This is a genomic window from Collinsella sp. AK_207A (genome assembly GCF_902501965.1).
Taxonomy (GTDB): Bacteria; Actinomycetota; Coriobacteriia; order Coriobacteriales; family Coriobacteriaceae; genus Collinsella.
Map to the genome: position 1 here is coordinate 33,859 of NZ_CABWID010000004.1, position 17,820 is coordinate 51,678.

General features: G+C 65.7%; 16 protein-coding genes. 3 read left to right on the plus strand and 13 right to left on the minus strand.

The annotated features are described in order from the left end of the window. Positions 1–69: 69 nt before the first annotated feature. From GDJ97_RS01000 to GDJ97_RS09740, 5 genes are all read right to left on the minus strand, one after another. Entirely contained in the window at positions 70–540 is a 471-nt protein-coding gene (locus GDJ97_RS01000; protein ID WP_152069373.1) for a PTS sugar transporter subunit IIB, read from the minus strand. Positions 541–558: 18 nt separating this feature from the next. Continuing rightward, entirely contained in the window at positions 559–978 is a 420-nt protein-coding gene (locus GDJ97_RS01005) for a PTS sugar transporter subunit IIA (RefSeq protein ID WP_152069374.1), read from the minus strand. A gap of 21 nt (positions 979–999) precedes the next feature. After that, entirely contained in the window at positions 1,000–2,034 is a 1,035-nt protein-coding gene (locus tag GDJ97_RS01010; RefSeq protein ID WP_152069375.1) for an SIS domain-containing protein, read from the minus strand. Between the two features lie 187 nt (positions 2,035–2,221). Beyond that, positions 2,222–2,350, minus strand: coding sequence for a hypothetical protein (locus GDJ97_RS09630; RefSeq protein ID WP_255445719.1), 129 nt, complete (start codon positions 2,348–2,350; stop codon positions 2,222–2,224). 72 nt (positions 2,351–2,422) lie between these two features. Continuing rightward, the gene (locus tag GDJ97_RS09740; RefSeq protein WP_152069376.1) at positions 2,423–2,788 is read right to left on the minus strand and encodes an integrase core domain-containing protein; all 366 of its coding nucleotides are present in this window, start codon (positions 2,786–2,788) and stop codon (positions 2,423–2,425) included. Here GDJ97_RS09740 and proC point away from each other — a divergent pair. Further along, positions 2,712–3,503: a pyrroline-5-carboxylate reductase gene (gene proC, locus GDJ97_RS01020; protein ID WP_152069377.1), complete on the plus strand. Its 792-nt coding sequence runs from the start codon at positions 2,712–2,714 to the stop codon at positions 3,501–3,503. The genes GDJ97_RS09740 and proC overlap by 77 nt on opposite strands. Positions 3,504–3,605: 102 nt before the next feature. Here the strand turns inward: proC and GDJ97_RS01025 are convergent, their stop codons facing one another. After that, positions 3,606–5,426: an adenine deaminase gene (locus GDJ97_RS01025; RefSeq protein ID WP_152069378.1), complete on the minus strand. Its 1,821-nt coding sequence runs from the start codon at positions 5,424–5,426 to the stop codon at positions 3,606–3,608. A gap of 259 nt (positions 5,427–5,685) precedes the next feature. Between GDJ97_RS01025 and GDJ97_RS01030 the strand changes: the two genes are divergently transcribed. Then, positions 5,686–6,480: an HAD family hydrolase gene (locus tag GDJ97_RS01030; RefSeq protein WP_152069379.1), complete on the plus strand. Its 795-nt coding sequence runs from the start codon at positions 5,686–5,688 to the stop codon at positions 6,478–6,480. 276 nt (positions 6,481–6,756) lie between these two features. On the opposite strand, the gene tyrS is transcribed toward GDJ97_RS01030, so the two are convergent. After that, a complete protein-coding gene (gene tyrS / locus GDJ97_RS01035; RefSeq protein ID WP_193221254.1) occupies positions 6,757–7,971 on the minus strand; it encodes a tyrosine--tRNA ligase in 1,215 nt (404 codons plus the stop codon). Between the two features lie 473 nt (positions 7,972–8,444). Between tyrS and GDJ97_RS01040 the strand changes: the two genes are divergently transcribed. After that, the gene (locus GDJ97_RS01040) at positions 8,445–10,754 is read left to right on the plus strand and encodes a transglycosylase domain-containing protein (protein WP_152069380.1); all 2,310 of its coding nucleotides are present in this window, start codon (positions 8,445–8,447) and stop codon (positions 10,752–10,754) included. 262 nt (positions 10,755–11,016) lie between these two features. Here the strand turns inward: GDJ97_RS01040 and GDJ97_RS01045 are convergent, their stop codons facing one another. The 6 genes from GDJ97_RS01045 to GDJ97_RS01070 all read right to left on the minus strand — a co-directional run bounded on the left by GDJ97_RS01045 (position 11,017) and on the right by GDJ97_RS01070 (position 17,817). Further along, positions 11,017–11,454: an arginine repressor gene (locus GDJ97_RS01045; RefSeq protein WP_152069381.1), complete on the minus strand. Its 438-nt coding sequence runs from the start codon at positions 11,452–11,454 to the stop codon at positions 11,017–11,019. A 172-nt stretch (positions 11,455–11,626) separates the two neighbouring features. After that, a complete protein-coding gene (locus tag GDJ97_RS01050; RefSeq protein WP_152069382.1) occupies positions 11,627–12,733 on the minus strand; it encodes a glycosyltransferase in 1,107 nt (368 codons plus the stop codon). Between the two features lie 48 nt (positions 12,734–12,781). Further along, entirely contained in the window at positions 12,782–13,594 is an 813-nt protein-coding gene (gene truA, locus GDJ97_RS01055; protein ID WP_152069383.1) for a tRNA pseudouridine(38-40) synthase TruA, read from the minus strand. 8 nt (positions 13,595–13,602) lie between these two features. After that, positions 13,603–15,819: an ATP-binding cassette domain-containing protein gene (locus GDJ97_RS01060; RefSeq protein ID WP_152069384.1), complete on the minus strand. Its 2,217-nt coding sequence runs from the start codon at positions 15,817–15,819 to the stop codon at positions 13,603–13,605. Between the two features lie 63 nt (positions 15,820–15,882). Next, on the minus strand, positions 15,883–16,677 hold the full coding sequence (locus tag GDJ97_RS01065; RefSeq protein ID WP_152069385.1) for a biotin--[acetyl-CoA-carboxylase] ligase: 795 nt from the start codon (positions 16,675–16,677) through the stop codon (positions 15,883–15,885). Between the two features lie 210 nt (positions 16,678–16,887). Further along, entirely contained in the window at positions 16,888–17,817 is a 930-nt protein-coding gene (locus GDJ97_RS01070) for a transketolase family protein (protein WP_152069386.1), read from the minus strand. Positions 17,818–17,820 lie beyond the last annotated feature (3 nt).

Here is a 17,820-nt window from a genome sequence, read left to right on the forward strand (position 1 = left end):
GTGTGTCGAATAGAGGCGGAAGGCTGCGGGCGGGCACCGAGATGCCGCCAGGCACTCGCCCGCTCAGCCCTAAAGCAAGGGAATCACGTTCGTCTTGAAGTCTGCCGCCATCGGCCGAATCTCGCATTCGACCCCGCGGCCATCGAGCTCCCTCAGCATCTCCATCTCATCGGGCTCAAGGAAAATCTGACGGCTTACCTGTTTTGTAGTCGGGCTCTCCTTCGTGTTGCCCAGGTTGATGCTCGTTATGGAAGGGCATCCGTCAGCCAGGCGCTTCGCGTCGGCAATGGTCTGAACAACGACGATGAGCTTGTATTTATCGGTCACCCCGCTGTTGATGGCCGCGATGGAATCCGCGATGTTCTTCATCACCAGCTTGCAACCCGAGGGCTTGCCGAGCTTGAGCGTGGTCTTCCATACCGGATCGTTCACCACCGTGTCGCTTGCAACGAGAATGCAGTCGGCACCGATACCGCTAACCCACGAGACGGCAACCTGCCCATGAAGAAGTCGATGATCGACACGTACGAGTTTTATCATGAGAAAGCTCCCCTCCGTTTAAAAATCCTCATCCTCACCTGCATCTGTGCGAAGCTCATCGTTGCAGTAGCGGGGCGCTATGTCATCCGAGGCGATCACCGTGCGAATCAGCTTCTCCGTATCCGGCTCAGATGAGAGAAAGAGTGCGATGAGCATCGGCAGATTCATGCCGGCAATCAGGTGGACCTGCGGATTAGCGGGCAGTGCATTGAGGAACTCATTGTTCACGCTGCCCCCCAGAATGTCGGTGCATACTACGATATCAGCACCTTCGGGCTCCGCATCCAAGGCATCTTGAACCAAGGCCTTGATATCGCTTGAACCGTCGACGAACGCGCAAACCGTGGCGATGTTCTCCTGCTCGCCGAAGACCAGCTCGAGGCTCTCCCGAATGCCCGCTGCGAAATGCCCGTGAGTCGCCAAGATAAAACGCCGCATGACGCGAACCTCACTCACGTTTTAGTACGAGAACTGACGATAGTACCGACGATAGGCGAGGTTGTGTTTGGTTTCGCTCTCGTAATGCTTGGACAAGCGCTCGTGAAGCGTCGCCGCGGCAATCATAGGCGAGACGAGGGGGCGGAACTCGGAATCGAGCCCATCGATCGCGTACTCCGCCGTATCGATGACCGCGAACTTATCGGTATATTGACGGCAGAAGGTCTCTACGCGGTTATCAAGCTCGCGGCATTCATCCTCACCCTTGGTAAGAATAACCGGCACACCGGGCTCGACGAGCTCGAGCGTGCCGTGGAAAAACTCTGCCGAGGTGACGGCGCGTGTGCGAATCCACTGCATCTCCTCGAGAACGCACATGGAGAACAGCACGTTCTCGCCCCAAAGCGCACCGGAGGCAATGAAGATGGTGTAGGGCTCGTGCGCGAACTGCCGGGCAATCTCCTCCGCACGCGGCTCAAATTTGATGCGAATGTCCACCAGGTCGTGGAAGATGCTCTTCGTCTGGGCGATGAAGTCATCGTAACGGTCGAAGTCACCGCGAAGGTTGAGCAGGCGCAGCGCGAACGCATCGAAGAGCAGGTAGGTAAAATCGCAGCGACCCGTTGCGACGGGGGCGGCGATCACCTTGGTGGCGAGCTTGCCGAGGGGGGTCTCTTTGCGTGTGAATGCGATGACGCGAATGCCCTGGTTAACGATGGTGTCGACTGCCCGCACGATCTCTTTGGTGTCTCCCGATGCCGACGCCGTCACGACAAGCGAGTTCTTCTTAAGACGGTTGCTGCCGAGCACGTTGAACTCGGCGGCGTTGATGAGGTGGACCTCCACCTCGGAGTACTTGTTCATGAAATAGCGGACCATCTCGAGCTCATCATAAGTTCCCCCGATACCGAGCAAGAAGATGTTGTCATAGCCCTGCTCGTGGATCTCGTCGGCCACAGCCTTCGCGTCGGTGCACGCCGCGACCGTGGCGTCGCCGTCCCGAAGATACTCGTCGATGTCGAACTTCGAGAGCTGGATGGTTTCGGCTTCTGCCATAGTGTTCCCCCTTTGGAACTATCGTTATATGACGATATGGACTATAGCAACTCATTAGTCTAATACGTTGTAGAACATTATATGTTCCGGTAAACGGTATGAAATCGTCTACAGACGTAATATGCCTCCGTGGACCAGCGGCTCGCTCTTAATCCTGACGCCGTCATATCGTCGCTGTTATCGGGCGCTACTTGCGATGTGCTCGATAGAAGGCGATGAGCGAGCGGGTGGGGGCATCCTGTTCCGCCAGCGCCTCTTCGTCGTGGAAGGCCGGGGTGATCTGCTTGGAGAGCTGCTTGCCAAGTGGAGTGGTCAAGGTTTTCTGGACATTTTTTTAGCATCTTCAGGCGGCATCTCGCTCTTAGTCGCAAGGCGCCACATATCCGTTCTAGGAATGCAACCGCCGCCTGTTGTAGTAGAGCTCGATGTATCTGAGCACCTCCCGCCTCGCCTCGTCCCTGGATTCGTGTCTTCTGTCATTTATCAGCTCTCGCTTGAGCGCCTTGAGGAACGACTCGGACAGCGCATCGCCCCGCGGATCTCCAGGCCTTGGCATCGACCGGGCCATCCCGTGTGACTCGAGGCATCCGGCACGTTCGTGCGCGAGAATCCGGAATGGCAAGCGAGCGTATAATCGCATCCAATCAGCTTGACGACCCTGAGCGTGAGGAGCTCGCATGGCATATCTCGACCACACCAAGATCGGTTTCATCGGATTCGGCAACATGGCGTCCGCGCTGGCAGACGGCTTCATCGCGAGCGGCAAGGTTCCCGCGGAGCACCTCTACGCCTGCGCCGGCCACTTCGACGCGCTCAAAACGCGTACCGAGGCCCGTGGCATGCATGCCGCAGGGGACGCCGCCGCACTCGTGGATGCAGCTGACCTCGTGGTCATCGCCATCAAGCCCGTCATGATCGAGCGCGTGCTGGCGCCGCTCGCGGGCGCGCTCGCGAACAAGCCGATGATCTCGGTTGCCGCCGCTTGGGACTGCGCGGCCTACGAGAACCTGCTTCCCGGCACGCGCCACCTCTCGACCGTGCCCAACACGCCCGTCTCCATTGGCGAGGGCGTCATCGCCTGCGAGCGCGAGCACACGCTCACGGCCGACGAGCGCACCCTTGCCGGCGAGCTCCTCGGCAGCGTCGGCACCGTGGTGGAGGTGGAGAACCGCCTGCTCTCCGTGGCGGGCACCGTGGGTGGCTGCGGCCCCGCCTTCATCGCGATGGTGATCGAGGCCCTGGGAGACGCCGCGGTGAAGCACGGCATCCCGCGCGCCGTCGCCTACGAGATGGTGAGCCAGATGGTCGCCGGCACCGCCAAGCTGCAGCTCGCCACCGGCGCGCATCCCGGTGCCATGAAGGACGCCGTCTGCTCGCCGGGCGGCACGACCATCAAGGGCGTGGCGGAGCTCGAGGCCTGCGGGCTCAGAAGCGCGTTCATCCGCGCCATCGACGCGATCGAGGGCTAACCGGGCTTCATTCGAAGGCGCAGCAAGAAGACGCCCCCTGGTGCGAACATCTCTCGTTCGCGCCAGGGGGCGTCGCCATACCACGATCGGAGCAGGTAGCGGCTAGTTCGCGAAGGTGAACGTCGTGACGTCGAACATGCCCTCGGGACGAATGCGCAGCTCGGGAATGACCGGCAGCGGCAGGAAGATCATGCCCATGATGGGATCGAGCGGGGGCTCGATGCCCATCTCGCGGCCCTGCGCGATGAGCGCGTCGTGCTGACGAGCCACCTCTTCGGCATCGCCGTCGGACATGAGGCCGCCGAGCGGTAGGTCGAGGCGCGCGGCGACCTTGCCATCGCGCACGGCTACGAAGCCGCCCTGGCCCACGGCCTCCACCGCGGCAAACATATCCGCCGGGTTGTCTCCCACCACGCACACGTTGTGGGAGTCGTGGCCCACCGTGGAGGCGATGGCGCCGTGGACGGGGAAGCCGCGCACCCAGCCGCAGCCGATGTGATGGCCCACCAGGCTCGCCCCGGGGAAGATCTCATCGTCCGCATCCTTTTGGGCCGCGACGCCGCGCCCGTGACGCTCGATGAGCATGATGCGGCGCAGGCCGTCGGCCGACTCGGGGCGAATCAGACCGGTCACGGCCTTGCCCGGAATCACGTCGATCACCGCCTCGCCGGGACGGAACTCGTAGTCGAACACCTCGGGCGAGAGCTCGGGCAGGTGCACCGAGCCGCGCAGCGACGCCTCGAGCTCGTCCATGCGCTCGCTCGCCGGCGCGATCTTGCCCACGAAGCGGCCTTCCTCGGCCACGAGCGCACCGTCGGCGTACACGGCATGGGGTGCCTTCTGGAACGACAGGTCATCCAGAACCAGCAGGTCGGCACGCTTGCCGGGCGCCACGGCGCCGCGCCGGCCCCACTCCCCCGCCGCGGGACCGTGGTCCAGCCCGAAGCACTCGGCAGTGGAGAGCGTGCCCATGGAGATGGCGACCACCGGGTCGATGCCGGCCTCGATGGCCACCCGCACGGCGTTGTCGATCATGCCGAGCGCGAGGGCGTCCGAGGGGGCGCGGTCGTCGGTGGCGAGGCAGCAGCGGCTCGCGCGGGCCGGGTTCTCGCGCAGCATGGGCGCGAGGTTGGCGAGGTCGTGGCTGCAGGTACCCTCGCGGAGCATCACGTACATGCCGCGGGAGAGCTTGTCGAGTGCCTCCTCGGGCAGCGTGGACTCGTGGTCGGCGATGATGCCCGCGGCCGCGTAGGCGTTGAGGTCGCGCCCCGCCACGAGTGGCGCGTGCCCGTCCACCAGGCCGGACACCGTGGAGCGCGCGGCGTCGATGCGCGCGCAGGTCTCCGGATCCGCCATGAAGACACCGGGCAGGTTCATCATCTCACCCAGGCCGAAGACGTCGCCCTTGTGCGCCCGGAAGAAGGCACGCATGTCCTTGGCGGTGATCTGGGCACCGGCCTGCTCATCGGGGAGCGCCGGCACGCAGGACGGCATCATGAACTTGAACGAGATGGGCGCACGACGGCCATCCTCGATCATGAACTCCAGGCCGTCCAGGCCGCAGACGTTCGAGATCTCATGGCTGTCGGCGATGGCCGTGGTGGTACCGCGCGCGAGCGCCATCCGCGCGTACTCGACGGGGCGCACGTTGGAGCTCTCGATGTGCAGGTGGCCGTCGATGAGGCCGGGGGCGAGGTAGCGCCCGCCGCAGTCGATGACCTCGGCGGCCTCGTAGCCGGCGGCGCGGTCGGGCTCGCGGTCACCGAAGAGCACGCCCACGATGAGACCGTCCTTCACCGCCACCTGGCCGGGGACCACCCGAAGCCCGTAGACGTCCACGATCTGCGCGTTGACGAACAGCTTGTCCGCGGGCACGCGGCCCTCGGCAGCGTCGATGACGGCGCGAAGCTTCTTGGTTGACATAGCGCTCCTCCCTCTAGGGAATATCGTCCGTGTCGAACAGTCAGAGAACCATCTTACCCGCACCGGCACCACCGGCAAAGCCGCGGCGGCATCTTTGGCAAAGGTATGGGGGTCCGGTAAAGGTTCGGGTAGGAAACGGACCCCGTTGATTAGCTTAGCTGCCCGCACGGGTATGCTCGTCGCGAGCGCAAGCTGCGGCACCCCCGATTCGTGAAACCACCTGCGCGGGCTGCCGCCGAACGACAAGACAAGGAGTTTCATGATCAAGCTCATCGCATCTGATATGGACGGCACGCTGCTGAACGAGCGCGGCGAGGTGCCGCCCGAGACCTTCGACCTCATCCGCGCGCTCCGCGTGCACGGCGTCCACTTCGCCGCCTCATCCGGTCGCCGCTACGACCGCCTCTGCCAGTTCTTCGAGCCCGTGCGCAACGAGATGGACTTCGTGGCCAGCAACGGGGCGCAGGTGTACGCCGACGGCGAGCTCATCGACCGCGAGGTGTACTCGCACCTGGCGGTGAAGCGGCTCGCGAGCACCATCGCCCTCTTCGACAACATGCACCTGGCCCTCTTCGACCGCACCAAGTCCTACCTCCTGGACGACGAGGACAAGTTCGTGCGCGAGGTCGACAAGGACCTTCCCAACGCCGAACGCATCTGGGACCTTCCCGCTCCGACCGTCAGTATCGTCAAGGCGTCCATCTACTGCGACGACGGCAACGTCATGGACAACGCCTACGTGCTCCAGCGCGAGCTGGGCGACCTCTTCACCTTCGCCCCCTCGGGCAACAACTGGATCGACTCCATGCAACCCGGCATCACCAAGGCATCCGGCGTCTCCCAGCTCATGGAGCTCTACGGCATCGAGCCCGAGGAGGTCATGGCGTTCGGTGACTCCATGAACGACTACGAGGTCATCCGCCTCGCCGGCACGGGCTGCGCCATGGCCAACGGCCGCCCCGCCCTGCAAGCCGTGGCCGACCGCGTGATCGGCTACAACCACGAGCAAGCCGTGCAGGCCGAGATGCGCCGCGTGCTGGAAGGGCTGTCCTGATTCGACAGGGCGGGACGGGCGCACCTCAGATGCATCTCGAACGTACCCGAACAGCCACCATGACCCCTGCCACAGGGCAGTTGCTAAGCAGAATTGCCACGAAGAACACGTTGCTAAGCTAAGAGGACGCTAAGAGCCTGAAAACAGGTCCTTCGCGTCCTCTTTGCTTAGCAACTACCCCTTGGTGGCGCATCTGCTTAGCAACCGCCCCTCAGCGTCGAGTCTGCTTAGGGGCGGCCCCGCAACGGTCCGCAAGAGGGGGCGGCAGCGTCCCGTCTACGCCAGGCGCGCGAAGTGGCGCTTGCCCACCTGGAGCACGGCGCCCACCTTGAGCAGCGCGGGATCGACGTTGTAGCTCTTGGGCGCCAGCGCCTCGCCGTCGATCTTCACGCCACCGCCGTCGATATCGCGACGGGCCTGGCCGGCGGAGGTGGAGAGTCCGGCCGCCACGAGCACGCGCGGCAGGTAGACGAGGCCGTCCTCGTTCACCTCGATCGAAACGGCCACCTCTTCCACGTCCTCGGGGATCTCGCGGTTCCGGTGCACGAGCAGGAACTCCTCCTGTGCGCTCCAGCCCGCACCGGCCCCATGGTAGAGGTCCACGATATTGCGGGCGAGCGCCTGCTTGAGCGCGTACGGGTCGGCGGTGCCGGCGGCGAGCTCGGCGTCGATGGCGTCCACCTCGTCGATGGTGAGCGTGCTCGCCAGACGATAGTACTTGCCGATCATCTCGTCGGGGATGCTCATGAGCTTGCCGAACATATCGGCCGGCTCATCGGTGAGACCAACGTAGTTGCCGTAGCTCTTGGACATCTTGCGCACGCCATCGGTGCCCTCGAGCAGCGGCATCGTGAGCGCCACCTGCGGCTCCATGCCCATCTTGTCCATGAGGTCGCGTCCGGCGAGCAGGTTGAAGAGCTGGTCGGTACCGCCCATCTCGACGTCGGCCTTGATCTCGACGGAGTCGTACGCCTGCATCACGGGGTAGAGGAACTCGTGCAGCGCGATGGGCGTCTGGCTCTGGTAGCGGTTATGGAAGTCGTCGCGCTCGAGGATGCGCGCCACGGTGAACTTGCTGCAGAGTTCCAGCAGGCCCTTGAGGTCGAGTGAGAGGATCCAATCGCCGTTGTGGACGATGGTGGTCTTCTCGGGGTCCAGAATCTTCATGGCCTGGGAGACGTAGGTCCGCGCGTTGGCCTCCACCTGCTCCTGCGTGAGCTGCGGGCGCGTGGAGTTCTTGCCGGAGGGGTCTCCGATGAGCGCGGTCCCGTTACCGATGATGAGCGTGACCTTATGGCCGAGGTCCTGGAACTGGCGCATCTTGCGCAGCGGCACCGCATGGCCCAGGTGCAGGTCGGGGCTGGTGGGGTCCACGCCCAGCTTGATGTTGAGCGGCACGCCCCGCTCGAGCTTCTTTCGGAGCTCGGCCTCGGGAACGATCTGCGCCGCCCCGCTCGAGATGATGCGCATCTGCTCGTCAACTGATAGCACTGCCATCTTCCTTTCGTGTGTATAGCGCCCTCGCCGAATCCGCCGCAACCAGGCAGGAGGCGGTGCTTGTTTTCGCAACCCTTATATAGTAGCGAAGTCCCGCGCGCGTGTCCCCCGGGAACCGCCGCCGCCCCGCCCGTCCGCGCCCGGCCCCGGTTGCCCCCACCGACTTTCTGAGCGAGCTGAGGAAACACCGCGCCGAATGCCTGGAACGAAGCGCGGCTCCGTCCGGGCTGAAAGTGCGGGGACATCTTCGTTCGCTTCGTTCCAGCGCGTTCGGCGCCGTGTTTTCCAGCTTCGCGAAGATGAGGTGAGGGGCAACCGGGGCCGGGCGCGGGCGGGCGGGGCGGCGGCGGTTCCCCAGGCGCAGCATGGAACTTTACCGCAGGCACGGGCACCAGACCCGCGCCCTGCGCTCTTTGCGCTAAGGTGTTGGCATCTATTGTGTTTTCGCACCTACGTTGGAGGTTCTCATGGGCCCTCGCGAACGCCGCAAGCATTCTCGCTCTAAAACGCACACCGTTCCCATCATCATCGCTTCCTTCTTCGGCTTCATCTTGCTCGCCGGCATCGCGTTCGGCGTGGGCATGCTCGCAAACGTGAGCCGCTGGCTCTCCGACCTGCCAAATTACACCGATAAGAACCAATATCTGGTGAGCGAGCCCTCGACCATCCTCGACGCCAACGGCAACGAGATCGCCACGCTCTACGTCCAGAATCGCCAGAACGTCGCCCTCGACCAGGTGTCGCAGTACGTGCGCAACGGAACCGTCGCCACCGAGGACGAGCGCTACTACGAGCACGGTGGCATCGACCTCGTGGGTATCGCCCGCGCCGTGGTGGTGCAGCTCACCGGCGGCTCCGAGGGTGCCTCAACCATCACACAGCAGCTCGTGCGCAACACCATCCTCTCCGAGGAGCAGTTCGACCAGACCATCGAACGCAAGGTCCGCGAGGCCTGGATCGCCATCAAGATGGAGGAGATCTTCTCCAAGGACGACATCCTCGAGATGTACCTCAACACCATCTACTACGGACACGGCGCCTACGGCATCCAGGCGGCGGCGCACACCTACTTCAGCAAGAACTGCTCCGACCTCACCCTGGCGGAGGCCGCGCTCCTGGTGGGCATTCCCAACGCTCCGAGCACCTACGACCCCACGGTGAACCCCGATCTTGCCAAGCAGCGCCGCAACATCGTGCTCGACCGCATGCTTAGCAACGGCTGCATCACCCAGGAGGAGCACGACGCCGCGCAGGCCGAGGACATCGTCCTGAACGTGACCGAGACGCCCGAGAACGGCACGCTCGCCTATCCTTACTTCGTGGACTACGTGAAGTCCGTCCTGCAGGAGGAGTTCTCCACAGACATGATCTTCAAGGGCGGGCTCACGGTGAAGACCACCATCGACCCCACCATGCAGGCCGCGGCGGAGCAGGCGGTCGACGAGACCTATACCGCCCAGCGGGCCGACGAACTCGATTGCGGCGCGGTCGCGATCGATCCCAAGACCGGATACATCAAGGTCATGTACGGCGGGCGCAACTACAACGACGCCGCGGGGGCGCACACGAACCATGCGCTCGCGCGTCGCTCCGTGGGCTCCACCTTCAAGGGCATCACGCTCGCGGCAGCCATCAAGGCCGGCATGGACCCCAGCGTGACGCTGAACTGCTCCTCGCCCATGACCATCAAGACCTATAGCGGCGGGACCGTCACGATCAAGAACGCCGGCAACCACAACTACGGCGTGCGCACCCTGGCGAGCGCCACGGCCGTCTCCTCCAACACGGCATACGTGCAGGTGCAGGCTGCCATCGGTTACAACGCGCTGAAGACCATGGCGTCCGACCTGGGCATCGACACCGAAAACGAGACGGCGGAGTTCCGCGGCCAGGACAACCTGACCCTCGGCACCTGCTACCTCACCCCGCTCGAGATGGCCGAGGCGTACGCAACCTTCGCGAACGGCGGCTACCATCGCGATGCCGTGGCCATCACCGAGGTACTCTCGCGCGACGGCTCCCAGCTCTACGCGCACCAGGACAACCCCACCCAGGTGCTCACAACCGGCCAGGCCGAAGCCGTGACCAACGTGCTCGAGACGGTCATCAAGAGCGGCACCGGCACCGGTGCCCGCCTTTCCGTCGACCAGCCCGTGGCAGGAAAGACCGGCACGGCGTCCAATGGCGACGACCGGACCACCGATGTCTGGTTCGTGGGCTACACACCGCAGCTGTGCACCGCCGTCTGGTCCGGCCGCTCCAGCTCGAACGAGCCGATCGGCTACGGCACGACCCAGCTCCCCATTCCCATCTTCCGTAAATTCATGAACGCGGCGCTCAAGGACGCGGAGCACGAGAACTTCCCCACCGGCGAGAAACCTACCTTCAAGCAAAACAGCTCTTGGAACTTCTCGGGCGGCGGTGGCGACACCGACAGCTCTAGCAAGTCGGAGAACACCGAGAGCACGGACAGCACGGTCACCGAGGAGGGGGCGACCGAGGGCGGCACGACGACCACCGAGCCCACGCCCAATCCCGGCACGGGCGGCGATACCGGCGGCTCGACCGGCGGGTCGACCGGTGGCGGCGGCTCGACCGGTGGTGGCGGCACGACCGGCGGCGGGTCGACCGGTGACGGCACCGGTGGTGGCGGCACGACCGGTGGCACCGGCGGCGGGTCGACCGGCGGCGGCACCGGCGGCGGCTCGACCGGCGGCTCGACGGGCGGCGGCACGGGCGGCGGCACGGGCGGCGGCGGGACGACCACCACGCCGTAGACAGGGGCCCGTAGGCTATACAGAACAACGAAGAGGGGAGGCTCTGGCCTCCCCTCTTCGTTTCCCTGCCCGGACGCCGCGGCGCCTGGGCGCAATCGACGAATGTACGCGCTCCAGTCCGGTGGCACCGAAACCGGAAGCAGTCCTCGTTCCTAGTTGCTCCTGCTCCTCCGCGACAGTATGAAGTACCACACCAGCAGTGCCACGAGCGCGATCGGCAGCAGCAGTACGAGCGAGATGAGCACGATATGGATGAAAGCTATCATTTGCGAACACTCCTCAACTTGGAAACCATGCCCTCGAAGCGCTCTCCGTCCTCGGGGGTCTGGGCGATGACCAGAATGGTGTCGTTGCCGGCAAGGGACCCCAACACATCGGGCAGCTCGGCCGCATCGATAGCGGCGGCGATACCAGACGCGGTGCCGGGCTGTGCCTTGACGAGCACCAGGTTCTCTGCGCGGTTCACGCCCGTGACGAGCTCGGAAACCATGCGCTGCAGATGCAGGTCCTCGGCGAGCACGTACACGCCCTCGGGAAGCTTGCGCAGACCCATATCGGCGATGTCGCGCGACACCGTCGCCTGCGTGCAGTCAAAGCCACGCGCGCGAAGCTCCTCCACGAGCATCCGCTGCGTTCTCACATCCTCGTTGCGCACGATGTCACGGATCGCATCCTGCCGTCCGTTACGCTTCTTTGCCATCTCACACCGCCTCGATAATCAACTTGTATCAGGATAGCGCGGTGAGGAGCAGCCTTGCCGGGCAAAGGCATCAGTTTACAAACGTGACTCAAATCGATTTGCCAACGGGGAGGATGCCAGCAGTCCTGCATAGTTCAAGGAAAAAGCAACCTTGCCGTGCATATCAGGGAAATCAGCGGCAGGCGGCGCGAGCAGGCGTGAAAGGCGCCAGGGTGCGCTCGACGATGTCCTGGATGCGCGCGCCCATACAGCATGCGGCGGCACTTCTGCGCGCGATGGGCGCGAACATGATGCCAAAATCCCGTGCCTGGGGCCGCAGGGCCTCGATGGAATCACGCGTCGACGGGGCATCGATCATCCCCTGCACGGCGCGACGGCGCTCGATGGGAGAAAGGCTGTGGGAATCGACCGCGACCTCTCCGATGCAGCGGATAACCTCGGAAAGGTGCAGGCGATGCACCTCCTCCATGCTCTCTGCATCGTCGATGAGCCCCCAGCTCCGATACAGGGAGAGCACGCGCTCGTAGTCGCGCTCCACCTGCTTGTAGGACAGCGGGCCCGGACCCGTTCCCCGGCACCAACCCGTCGCGGAGGCGCTCACATGGCAGCAGGGTCCCTGCACCACGCAGACGCGCTCGACGTGGCGCAGATACGATGCCATCAGGTCGAAGTCGCCATTTGCCTGGGAGAATCTCAGGTGCTGGTCGCGCAGGCGAGAGACGCGCATCAGCTTGCCCGCAGTGTTCAGGAAAAGCCGGTCGGCAAGCAAGCGGCCAAAGTCCTTGCGGAACGAGCGTGCATCTCCCCATACCTGCGAAGCCGGGGCGCAGACCATCGAGGTCCGGCTCCCATCCGACCGCGTGGAATCGATCGAAAAAGCCGGGATCGCCAGCTGGGCGGAGGATTCCTCCGCCGCGGCGACCAAGCTGTCCAGGCAGCCGGAAGCAAGCCAATCGCCCTGGTCCATGAACAGGGCAAAGGTACCGTGCGCGGCAGCCAGGGCGGCGTCGCGGCCCGCGGCCACATCGGCGTCATCAAGACGAAGCAGCTCGACACGGATATCGCGCTCGGCATAGCGCTGCAGAATGGTTGCGGTGTAATCCCGTGAGGCGCAGTCGGCGACGATGAGCTCGAGATCACGGTATTCCTGATTGAGGATACTCTCAACCGTTCGCGCCGCTACATCCCTGGCATCGTGAACAGCCAGAAGAATGGATACGCGTGGTTGTCTCGCAGCCTTGTGCGTCACAAGCACCTCCTGCTTCGAATCTGCTTGCATGGTATCCCACGAACAGACCCGGAGGCGGCGTGCAAAAAGGGGCGCACATCAAGAACAGACGGTCAACACGCCCTCGTCATATGTCACGCTCATAAAGCAGAGACCACGCGCCGGAGCGGTCGGTCCGGCGGCGCGGCGATCGCAAGCGGCAAGCGCCTCGGCCATCCAAGCGGGGTCGCGCCGACCGGACCCGACCTCCACCAAGCTGCCCACGATGGTGCGCACCATGGAGTGGAGAAAGGCGTTTCCGGTGATGGTGAACGCGAGCAGCTCCTCGCCCAGCTGCGTCTCCGTGGAGAACCCGACAGCGTGGACATTCCGGCAGGTGGGCTTGCCCACCGCCGAGGCAACCTTGCAGAAGCTCTTGAAGTCGTGCTCCCCCACCAGGCAGCGCGAAGCCTCCTCCATAGCCGCAATGTCGAGCGGGGTGCGATGCCACCAGGCGTACTCCCGGCAGAGCAGGGGACGCGCCTCGCCCGTCCCGATGCGATAGGTATAGGTGCGCGCGCGGGCGTCGAAGCGTGCAGAGAAACCCGGCGCGGCGTGGAAGACCTCCCCCGCCGCCACATCATCGGGAAGCAGGGCCGAAAGCGCGCGCATCCAGCGCGAGCGGGTTATCGCGAGTTCATCGGCCGTGAGCGGCACGCTCACATACTGCGCCCGCGCATGCACGCCGGCATCCGTCCTGCCGGCGCAGGTCAGATCGATGGAACGCCTGAGGAAGGTCTCGAGTGCCCGGCGCGTCTCACCGGCGACCGTCCGCTGACCGGGTTGCTCGGCAAAACCGGAGAACCCGGCCCCGTCGTAGGCAAGGCGCAGCACGAGCGTGCCGTCGAGGGTGTCTATGGGCTGCGTGGGCATGGAACCTCCTAGCGGGCGAGCGTGATCAGCGCGATGCAGACGATGATACCAGCGGCGAGCACCAGCCGCTCGCGCAGAGTGAGCGGGCGGGCGGGCACGTTCCCGCCCCCATCGGTATACAGACGCGCCGCCATGGCATCCCCCAAGCGGTCAGCACACCGGAACAGGCTCACCACGAGCGGGGTGAGCACGGCGGCGTACGCGCGTACCCGGGCGAGCGCGGCCCCCGTGTCGAACCGGGCGCCGCGGGCGCGCTGGGCCAACTGGATGCGCTGGAACTCCTGCGCGGTCACGGGGATGAAGCGCAGCGCGATGGAGAGCACAGTCCCCACATCCCCCACGGGAACGCCCACGTGCGCCAGGGGGCGCAGCAGGCGCACGCATGCCCGGCAGATCTCGGGCGGGGTGGTGGTACGCGCCACGCCCAGGGAGGCGGCGAGCAGCAGCACGATGCGCGCCACAGCCGTGAAACCGCGCAAGCCGCCCGCCGGGTCGAGCCCCACCTGACCGGCAAGGTGCACGCTCGCACGCCCATCGCAGGAGACGAGGTTCGCGAGCAGGGTGAAAGCCAGGATAACGACCACGGGTTTGAGGGCGCGGGCAACGGCACCCGCTCGCAGCCCCATGCGAGGCGCCAAAATGGCGAGCACGGCCGCCCCTGCGGGGATGGCGATAAGCGGGTTCGCGGCGAAAAGGGCCACCGTGGCAGCCAGGAGGAGCACGATCTTCACACGGGCGTCCAGGCCGGGAGCGGAAGGGCCGTCGGCCGCGTGGGCGGGCGCTACCGTCGACGAGGCTGTGGCGACATCCGGAGCATCCGCGGCCACGATCCCATCGCGCAACGCGACCACGCGGTCCGCCTCCCCGCGCCACGTCTCCACGTCGTGCGTGATGAGGAGCACGGCCTTGCCTTCGGCCCGAAGCCTCCCGATCAGGCCGCTCAGGGAGCGGGCACCGTCCGCATCGAGGCCGGCGGTCGGCTCGTCGAGGATGTACGCCGGCGCATCGAGCGCGAGCACGCCGGCAAGTCCCACGCGGCGTTGCTGCCCGCCCGAGAGCTCAAAGGGATAGCGGTCGAGCAGGGCGGAGTCGATGCCGGTCAGTTCCGCCGCGGCGCGCACGCGCCGATCGACCTCGCCCGCATCGAGCCCGGCGTTCCGGGGCGCGTAGGCCAGCTCGTCGTAGACGGTATCCTGGAATATCTGGTCCTCGGGGCGCTGGAACGCAAGGCCGACCATACCGGGCCGCACGGAGGTGCCGTCGAGCTCGACGGTTCCCCCACCCGGCTCGATGAGGCCGGCGGCGATGCACGCGAGCGTGGACTTCCCCGCACCCGAGGAGCCACGCAGGAGCACCACCTCTCCCGGACGCACGGTCAGGGACGCGCCCCGCAGCACCGATCGCGCCGCGGCGCCATCTGCCGCCTGAAGCGGCGTGGCCCCCGCGGCGGGATACGCGTAGGAAACGTCCCGCAGGCAGAGTCCGCCGGATGCGCGAGGCACGCGCGGCCGGGCATCGGCCACGGAAGTCCGAAGATCGGTTGACCGGTGCTCACCGCATGGCGCCGAGCATGGGCGCTCCCGAAGCACGCCGTGCTCCAAGAGCAGCACGCGATCGGCCAGCGCAAGGTCAGCCGGATCGTGGCTCACGAGCACCACGCCCAGACCTTCTTCATGTGCAAGATGCACGAAGAAGTTCCGCAGGCGCGGGCGCAGGTCGGGGTCGAGATAGGCGAGCACCTCATCGAGCACGAGGTAGCGCGGCTCCATGGCGAGCACGCCCGCAAGGGCCAGGCGCTGGAGCTCGCCGCCGGAAAGCTCCGAGACATCGCGCGCCTCGAATCCAGTAAGCTCGGCGCGTGTGAGGGAGGATGTCACGCGCCGGCGAACCTCGGACTCCGAGAGTCCGAGGTTCCTCGGTCCAAACGCTACCCCATCGAAAACCTGCGTGGAGACGATCTGATCGACCGGATCCTGCCCCACGAACCCCACGCGGCTCCGTACGAGGCGGCGGGCATGCGGACCAGCTGCAGGATCCTCGTCGTCCACCCGCACCATGCCGGGCTCTGCGAGGTCGGACGCGCAGAGCAGGCGGGCGAGCGTGGACTTGCCCGCGCCGTTCCCGCCCACAAGCATCACCAGTTCGCCGGGGCGCACCGCGCACGAGGCCCCGGCAAGAACTGACACGCCCCCGCGCGTTACGCGCACGTCGCGTGCCTCGATCATGCCGTCTCCTCTTTTCCCGTGAGGCCTCGCCCCACGACCCGAAAAGCCCTCGCTACCAGCATGCTAGAGGGGGCGAATCGAGACTTGCGCCGGGTCGAAGGCGCGTTCCTCACCCGTGCCGTCGTCCAGGCGCACGAGCGCGCGCCCCCACAGGTCGATACCCGTGAGCGTGCCCGCGGCGTACGCGTTACCGGAACGGTCGATCAGTCCCACGTAGGAGCCCATGAAGGCCATGCGGTCGTAGAGCTCGCTGCCCAGGCGCCCGAGCGGCGTGGCCGCGGTGCCGGCCCGCTTGACATCGGCCGCCCACTCCTCGACGGTGCCGGCGATGCCCGCGCGCAGCGCGTCGGCGAGCACGCCAAGGTCCCGCGCAGGGGCATCCCCGGCCAGAAGGGTCTCCAGTCCGGTAGCGGGAAGGGCGCGGGGAGAAGGGTCCTTCACCTGCGGGGAGGTCATGTTCACGCCGATGCCGCACACGGCGTAGACGCCCTCGGGCGACCAGCCCGCCTCGGTCAGCATGCCCCCGAGCTTCGCGGCACCGGCCACGAGGTCGTTCGGCCATTTGATCTTGACGTCGGTGATACCAAGGCCCTCCAGGGCGCGCGCCGCCCCGATACCGCATACGAGCGGCACGCCCGTCATCAGATGCTGGGGCACCCCGGGCTTCAGCACCACGGATAGGTAAAGCCCACCCGCGGGCGAGGTCCACCCGTGCCCGCGCTGCCCGCGCCCCGCGGTCTGCACATCGGCGCGAACGGCCCACCCATGCGGCACCGAAGCGGCGCGCTCACGCGCCACATCGTTGGTGGACGAGACCTCACCAAGATGCTCAATAGGAACGCCGGAGTAATCGGCCATGGCCACCCCTCAAATCAATCACCACACACAACCGTTTTACCCTATCAGGTTGAGTTTTCTTTTTAAAGTGCGGGAAGCGGCCCTACACCCCAGGTCCCCGGCACACCATGCCGCGCGCAGTTACGCAGAAGGGCGGCCTACGGCCGCCCTTCGAGTATGGTTGAGCACGGGAGGGATGGTGCGCCGGGGACCATAGGTCTCGAGGCGTGACTACTTCCCAATCGCCTCGCGGACGCCCGCGGCCACCCCGGCCCCATCGAGCCCGTAGTGCGCCATGAGCTCCATTCCGGCACCAGACTGGCCAAAGGTCGTCATGCCCAGGCGCTTCACGCGCACGGGCTGGCGCTCGGCCAGCAGCTCGGCCACGGCGGAACCCATGCCGCCGTAGATGCTGTGCTCCTCGACGGTTACCACGAGACCCGTCTTGGCGGCGGAGGCGAGGATGACGTCCTCGGCCAGGGGCTTCACGCTCATGACATCGATGACCTCGGCGGAGATGCCCTCGGCGGCAAGCGTCTCGGCGGCCTCGAGCGCGGGCGCGACCTCCACGCCGCAAGCGCAGATCGTCACATCGGAGCCCTCGCGGAGCACGCTCGCGTACGCCTCGCCGTCCAGGTCGAAAGGCTCGGTGTACACGTCGGCCGGGGTCTCGCGGCCCAGGCGCACGTAGAAGGGACCGGGGGTCTTGGCGGCAAAGCGAATGGCGGCCTTGGCAGCCTGATAGTCGGCGGGCACGAGCACACGCATGTGCGGCAGCACGCGCATGAGCGCGATGTCCTCCAAGCCCTGGTGTGTCTCGCCGTCGGCGCCCACGGTAATACCCGCGTGCGTGGGACACACCTTCACGTTGAGGTTGGAGATGCAGACGGTGTTCCTGATCTGCTCCCAGCAGCGGCCGGCACCGAAGACGGCGAACGAGCCGGTGAAGACCGTGCGGCCCGTGAGCGCCAGGCCGGAGGCCACGCCGATCATGTTCTGCTCGGCGATGCCCACGTCCACCAGACGGTTGGGATGGGCGGCGCCCAGCTTGCCGAGCGTGGTGGAACCCGCTAGGTCTGCATCCACGGCCATGACGTCCAGGCCCTCGTCCACCAGCTCAACAAGCGTCTCGCCGAACGCGGCGCGCGTTGCCTTAGCCATCGT

Coding starts and splice junctions, on each gene's coding strand:
- GDJ97_RS01000 (WP_152069373.1), bottom strand. CDS start 540: ATGATAAAACTCGTACGTGTCGATCATCGACTTCTTCATGGGCAGGTT.
- GDJ97_RS01005 (WP_152069374.1), bottom strand. CDS start 978: ATGCGGCGTTTTATCTTGGCGACTCACGGGCATTTCGCAGCGGGCATT.
- GDJ97_RS01010 (WP_152069375.1), bottom strand. CDS start 2,034: ATGGCAGAAGCCGAAACCATCCAGCTCTCGAAGTTCGACATCGACGAG.
- proC (WP_152069377.1), top strand. CDS start 2,712: ATGGCATATCTCGACCACACCAAGATCGGTTTCATCGGATTCGGCAAC.
- GDJ97_RS09740 (WP_152069376.1), bottom strand. CDS start 2,788: ATGAAGCCGTCTGCCAGCGCGGACGCCATGTTGCCGAATCCGATGAAA.
- GDJ97_RS01025 (WP_152069378.1), bottom strand. CDS start 5,426: ATGTCAACCAAGAAGCTTCGCGCCGTCATCGACGCTGCCGAGGGCCGC.
- GDJ97_RS01030 (WP_152069379.1), top strand. CDS start 5,686: ATGATCAAGCTCATCGCATCTGATATGGACGGCACGCTGCTGAACGAG.
- GDJ97_RS01040 (WP_152069380.1), top strand. CDS start 8,445: ATGGGCCCTCGCGAACGCCGCAAGCATTCTCGCTCTAAAACGCACACC.
- GDJ97_RS01045 (WP_152069381.1), bottom strand. CDS start 11,454: ATGGCAAAGAAGCGTAACGGACGGCAGGATGCGATCCGTGACATCGTG.
- GDJ97_RS01050 (WP_152069382.1), bottom strand. CDS start 12,733: ATGCAAGCAGATTCGAAGCAGGAGGTGCTTGTGACGCACAAGGCTGCG.
- truA (WP_152069383.1), bottom strand. CDS start 13,594: ATGCCCACGCAGCCCATAGACACCCTCGACGGCACGCTCGTGCTGCGC.
- GDJ97_RS01060 (WP_152069384.1), bottom strand. CDS start 15,819: ATGATCGAGGCACGCGACGTGCGCGTAACGCGCGGGGGCGTGTCAGTT.
- GDJ97_RS01065 (WP_152069385.1), bottom strand. CDS start 16,677: ATGGCCGATTACTCCGGCGTTCCTATTGAGCATCTTGGTGAGGTCTCG.
- GDJ97_RS01070 (WP_152069386.1), bottom strand. CDS start 17,817: ATGGCTAAGGCAACGCGCGCCGCGTTCGGCGAGACGCTTGTTGAGCTG.